This window comes from Protofrankia sp. CiP1_Cm_nod3 (assembly GCF_982290655.1).
Map to the genome: position 1 here is coordinate 11,639 of NZ_CEVIVD010000051.1, position 5,649 is coordinate 17,287.

The 5,649-nt window shown below is 72.2% G+C and carries 6 protein-coding genes; all 6 read right to left on the reverse strand.

The window, feature by feature from the left end; translation table 11 throughout:
• A partial coding sequence (gene glyA, locus AC5LUJ_RS12050; RefSeq protein WP_493464950.1) for a serine hydroxymethyltransferase occupies positions 1-796 on the reverse strand: 796 nt, incomplete at its 3' end.
• A gap of 38 nt (positions 797-834) precedes the next feature.
• A complete protein-coding gene (locus AC5LUJ_RS12055; RefSeq protein WP_250281267.1) occupies positions 835-1,491 on the reverse strand; it encodes an L-threonylcarbamoyladenylate synthase in 657 nt (218 codons plus the stop codon).
• Entirely contained in the window at positions 1,488-2,612 is a 1,125-nt protein-coding gene (gene prmC / locus AC5LUJ_RS12060; RefSeq protein ID WP_250281265.1) for a peptide chain release factor N(5)-glutamine methyltransferase, read from the reverse strand. The genes AC5LUJ_RS12055 and prmC overlap by 4 nt, the downstream gene beginning before the upstream one ends.
• Positions 2,609-3,679 carry a peptide chain release factor 1 gene (prfA, locus tag AC5LUJ_RS12065; RefSeq protein ID WP_250281263.1) on the reverse strand — a complete coding sequence of 357 codons (1,071 nt, stop codon included), beginning with the start codon at positions 3,677-3,679 and terminating at the stop codon, positions 2,609-2,611. Before prfA ends, prmC begins: the two co-directional genes overlap by 4 nt.
• Before the next feature lie 222 nt (positions 3,680-3,901).
• Positions 3,902-4,141, reverse strand: coding sequence for a 50S ribosomal protein L31 (gene rpmE, locus AC5LUJ_RS12070; RefSeq protein WP_250281262.1), 240 nt, complete (start codon positions 4,139-4,141; stop codon positions 3,902-3,904).
• A 176-nt stretch (positions 4,142-4,317) separates the two neighbouring features.
• Complete coding sequence (rho, locus tag AC5LUJ_RS12075) at positions 4,318-5,466, reverse strand: transcription termination factor Rho (RefSeq protein WP_493464951.1); 1,149 nt, start codon at positions 5,464-5,466, stop codon at positions 4,318-4,320.
• Between the last annotated feature and the right edge of the window lie 183 nt (positions 5,467-5,649).

Sequence of the window (5,649 nt, forward strand, 5' to 3'; positions counted from 1 at the left end):
CGCCCTGGCTGAAGGGGAAGACCGCCTTGTCGATGCGCTGGGCGAGCTCCTCCCGGCAGAGGATCATCCCGCCCCGCGGGCCGCGCAGCACCTTGTGGGTGGTGAAGCTGACGACGTCGGCGTAGGGCACCGGGCTCGGGATGGCCCCGCCCGCGACCAGGCCGATGAAGTGGGCGGCGTCCACCATCAGCCAGGCCCCGACCTCGTCCGCGATCGACCGGAAGGCGGCGAAGTCGATCAGCCGCGGGTAGGCGGTGGCGCCACAGATGATCATTTTGGGCTGGTGCTGGCGGGCGAGGTCGCGCACCTCGTCGTAGTCGATCAGCTCGGTGTCCTCGCGCACCCCGTACGCGGCGACGTTGAACCACTTGCCGCTGAAGTTGACCCGGCTACCGTGGGTGAGGTGACCGCCGTGCGGAAGGGACATCGCCAACACGGTGTCACCAGGCACCAGCAGCGCCGCGTACACCGCGAAGTTGGCCTGCGCCCCCGAATGCGGCTGCAGGTTGGCGTGCTCGGCGCCGAAGAGCTCCTTCGCCCGGGCGATACCGATCTCCTCCGCGCGGTCCACGACCTGGCATCCGCCGTAGTAGCGGCGGCCGGGGTATCCCTCGGCGTACTTGTTCGACAACGTCGACCCGAGGGCCGCCAGCACCGCCGGCGAGGTGAAGTTCTCGCTGGCGATGAGCTGGAGCCCGCCTCGCAGCCGGTCCAGTTCGTCCAGGAGGACACCGGCGATCTCGGGATCCTCGGCGTGGAGCTGGTCGAAGTCCGGGCCCCAGAACGGGGTGCTCATAAGCTGCCTCTCCTGCTGTGTCGGTTCACTGTGCTGCGTCAGTCCACCGCGGCGGGTACCCGAAGTGATGGGACGATCGCGCGCAGCGCCGCCAGGCCGACGGCGCCGACCCGCAGAACCCGCGGGACGTCATCGGTGCAGTCGACGATCGTCGAGGCGACGCCGAGCGCGCAGGGCCCGCCGTCCAGGTACACCTCGACGGAGTCGCCGAGCTGGGCGAGCGCGTCGTCGGCCGTGGTCGCCGGCGGCCGGCCGCTGATGTTGGCGCTGGACACCGCCATCGGGCCGGTCCGGCCGAGCAGCTCGATCGCCACCGGGTGCAGCGGCATCCGTACCGCGACCGTGCCCCGGGCGTCACCGAGATCCCAGGTCAGCGACGGCGCGTGCCGCACGATCAGGGTGAGCCCACCCGGCCAGAACGCCCGCACCAGGTCACGGACCTGCTGGGTCACCCGCTCCACCAGGCCGTCGAGGGTGCGCCACGAACCGATCAGCACGGGCACGGGCATCTCCGGCCCGCGGCCCTTGGCCGTGAGCAGGGCCTGGACCGCGACCTGGTCGAAGGCGTCGGCCCCGATGCCGTACAGCGTGTCGGTGGGTAACACCACCAGGCCGCCGTGCCGGACCGCGCGGGTGGCCGCCTCCAGGCCGCTCCCCCGTGTCTCGGGGTCCGTGCAGTCGTAGCGTCTGCTCACCGCTCCTCCCCTGCTGTCCCCTGGGCCGGGCCCGGCTTACTGCGGGCCCGGCGGGTCGCCGTGACGAACCGGTCCCGTCCGGTCAGGTCCTGATGGTCGTGGGCATCATCCCAGTGACCGTGCGCCCGCAGCAGGGCAGGGGCCGCCGAGCCGTGCCGGTCGGCATGCTCGATCACCAGCCGGCCACCGTCACGGAGCAGTTCGGCCGCCACCGCCGCGACGGCGCGCACGCCGGCCAGGCCGTCCGGCCCGGCCCACAGGGCGGCCGGCGGGTCGTGATCGTCGACCTCCGGCTCGAGCGTGCCCCGCTCGTCGTCGCCCAGGTACGGCGGGTTGCTCACCACCAGGTCGACCCGGCCGAGCAGGTCCGCCAGCACGTCGGTGACGGCCGGGACGCTCCGGACGCCCGGGACGCCCGGGGCGTCCGACGGGCCGGGCCGGGACGCGGCACCGCCGGACAGGTCGATCCCCACGTCGGCGTGGTGCACGGCCAGCACTCTTCCGGTGAGCACGACGTTACGCTTCGCCCACAGCAGCGCGTCCGGGTCGCTGTCGACGGCGTGCACCCGCGCGCCCGGCAGCTCGTCGGCGAGCGCGAGGGCGATCGCGCCGGAGCCGGTGCACAGGTCCACGCAGACCGGCCTGTCCCAGCCGGCCGCGCGGACGGTGTCGATGGCCTGGCCGACCACCGTCTCGGTCTCCGGCCGGGGCACGAACACACCCGGGCCGACGGCCAGGGTCAGATAGCGGAACCCGACCGTGCCCACCAGGTGCTGCAACGGCACCCTGGCGGCCCGGCGGGCCACCAGGTCGTGGAAGAGGCCGCGCTCGGCCGGGGTCATCGTGGCCGTCAGCGCCAGCCGCCAGCGGGGCTCGCCGGTGACGTGGGCGGCAAGCTGCTCCGCGTCCGCCCGGGGGCTGGCCACCCCGGCCGCGGACAGTACCGCGGCCGCCGCGTCGATCTCGGCCCGTGGGTCCGGGCCGGGCTCGGCGCCCGGGTGCGGGCCCGGCGGGTACGAGGCGCGCGAGGTGCGTGAGGTGTACGGGGCGTGCGGAGGGTGCGCCGCAGGTGTCTGTGCCCGAGCACCGGGCCGGGCCGGGCCGGGCGCGGCGGAGGTCACGTCGCCACCCCGACCGACAGCCTGGCCTGGAGGTCCGCCGCGACCAGCGCGTTGAGGACGTCGTCGAGCTCACCGTCGAGCACCTGGTCGAGGTTGTACGCCTTGTAACCGACCCGGTGGTCGCTGATCCGGTTCTCGGCGAAGTTGTAGGTACGGACGCGCTCGGAGCGGTCCACCGTGCGGACCTGGCTCGCCCGCGCCGCCGACGCCTCGGCCTGCGCCCGCTCACGGGCCGCCGACAGCAGCCGGGCCCGCAGGATGCGCAGGGCCGACTCCTTGTTCTGCAGCTGGCTCTTCTCGTTCTGGCAGGACACCACCAGCCCGCTGGGCAGGTGGGTGATCCGCACCGCCGAGTCCGTCGTGTTGACGCTCTGCCCACCGGGGCCGGAGGAGCGGTACACGTCGATCCGCAGGTCGTTGGGGTCGATGTCGACCTCGACCTCCGCCGCCTCGGGCAGCACCAGGACGCCGGCCGCCGAGGTGTGGACGCGCCCGGCCGACTCGGTGACCGGCACCCGCTGCACCCGGTGGACCCCGCCTTCGAAGCGCAGCCGCCCGAAGACTCCCTCGGAGCCCCCCCGGCCGGCCTTCACCGCCACGCTCACGTCCCGGTAGCCGCCGAGGTCGCTGGGGTTCGCGTCAAGGATCTCGGTCCGCCAGCCGCGGCGTTCGGCGTAGCGCAGGTACATCCGCAGCAGGTCGCCGGCGAACAGGGCCGACTCCTCACCGCCGGCGCCCGCCTTGATCTCCAGGATCGCGTCCCGGGCGTCGTCCGGGTCGGTGGGCACCAGATGGGCGCGCAGTCTGTTACGCAGTGTCTCCTGCTCGGCCTCCAGTTCCGCGACCTCCGCGCGGAACGAGGCGTCCTCGGCGGCGAGCTCGCGGGCCGTCGCCAGATCCGCGGCCACCCGGTCCAGCTCGCGGGCGGTCTCCACCGCCGGGGTCAGTTCCGCGTATCGGCGGCCGAGGCTGCGGGCCAGCGCCGGGTCGGCGTGTACCGACGGGTCGGCGAGCCGGCTCTCCAGCTCGGCGTGCTCGGTGAGCAGAGCGTCGAGCGGAGTGGTCATTTCGGGCGTCTCCTGGTTCTGGGGCGTTCGATCGGCGAGCGGCGCCGGGCGTCACGGGCCGGACAGCGCTGTTCCCGGGTGCTCTCAACGTCGAACTGTAAGCGTGGCTGGGCCGAGCCGCAGCCGGGACGGAACGCGCCCGTGCCATCACCGGTATGGCACGGGCGCGCGCTGTCCGGCCTCCGCGGCGTGCCGTCTGGCCGCCCGCCTGGCCGCGGAGTGCTATTTGGCCGTCGTGCCCGGCTTGTCACCGGGACGGCGGCGGCCGAAACGCCGTTCGAACTTCTCGACCCGGCCACCGACATCGAGAATCTTCTGCTTGCCGGTGTAGAACGGGTGGCACTGGGAGCAGACCTCCGCGTGGATCACACCGTCCGACTTGGTGCTACGGGTCGTGAACGTGGAGCCACAGGTACAGATGACCGTGGTCTCGTGGTACGTCGGGTGAATGTCAGCCCTCATGATCCTTCTTCCCGAAATGGCCGCCGGGTCGCCCTGTCCCCTGAACGAGGGCGTGAACCGGTGCCGGGTGTCGACACTCCAGTCTGCCAGAGCCGGGCGCGCCCTCGGGGCGGGCATCCCGCGGGGGTGTCACAGGGACCCTGGACGGTCCGCCTCGGCTCAGGTCCTGGCCCGGCTCAGTCCTGGCCCGGGGTGGTCTTCGCGATCTGCATCAGGAACTCGTAGTTCGTCCGCGTCTGCTTCAGCCTGTCCAGCAGAAGGTCCAGCGCCTGCTGGGACTCCAGGGTGTGCAGGACCCGACGCAGCTTGTGCATGATCACCAACTCGTCGGGTGCGAGGAGGATCTCCTCCCGACGGGTTCCGGAGGGGTTGACGTCGATCGCGGGGAAGACCCGCTTGTCAGCGATCTTACGGTCGAGCTTGAGCTCGGCGTTGCCAGTGCCCTTGAACTCCTCGAAGATCACTGTGTCCATCGTCGAGCCCGTCTCCACCAGCGCCGTGGCGATGATGGTCAACGAGCCGCCGTTCTCGATGTTCCGGGCGGCGCCGAGGAAGCGCTTCGGCGGGTAGAGCGCGGTGGAGTCCACACCACCGGAGAGAATCCGGCCGGATGCCGGCGCGGCCAGGTTGTACGCCCGGCCGAGACGGGTGATCGAGTCGAGCAGGACGACGACGTCCTCACCCAGTTCCACCAGCCGCTTGGCCCGCTCGATGGACAGTTCGGCGACGCTGGTGTGGTCGGACGGCGGCCGGTCGAACGTCGAGGCGATCACCTCGCCCTTGACCGACCGCTGCATGTCGGTCACCTCTTCGGGACGCTCGTCGACGAGGACGACCATCAGGTGGCATTCCGGGTTGTTCGTGGTGATCGCGTTCGCGATGGCCTGGAGCACCATCGTCTTGCCCGCCTTGGGCGGGCTGACGATCAGCGCGCGCTGGCCCTTGCCGAGCGGCATCACCAGGTCGATGACCCGGGTCGTCAGCAGCTGCGGCTCGGTCTCCAGGCGCAGCCGCTCCTGCGGGTAGAGCGGGGTGAGCTTGGTGAACTCGGGACGGCCGCGCGCCTCCTCCGGCTCCAGGCCGTTGACCGTGTCCAGCCGGACCAGCGCGTTGTACTTGTCCCGCCGCTGCTCGCCCTCCTGCGGCGCCCGGACCACCCCGGTGATCGCGTCACCGCGGCGCAGACCGTGCCGGCGGACCTGGGCCAGGCTCACGTAGACGTCGGTCGGGCCGGTCAGGTAGCCGCTGGTACGCACGAACGCGTAGTTGTCGAGGACGTCGAGGATGCCGGCGACCGGCACAAGCACGTCGTCCTCGCGGACCACCGGCTCCGACTCGGTGAAGCCGCCCTGGCGGCCACGGTTACGGCCACGCTCCCGGAAGCGGCCGCGGTTGCGCCGGTTCCCTCCAGCGAAGTCGTCGTCGCGGCTCGTCTCGCCCCGGTCGGGCTGGGCCCGCCGGCCTGGCCACGGTCGGCCTGGCCACGGTCGGCCTGGCCACGGTCGGAA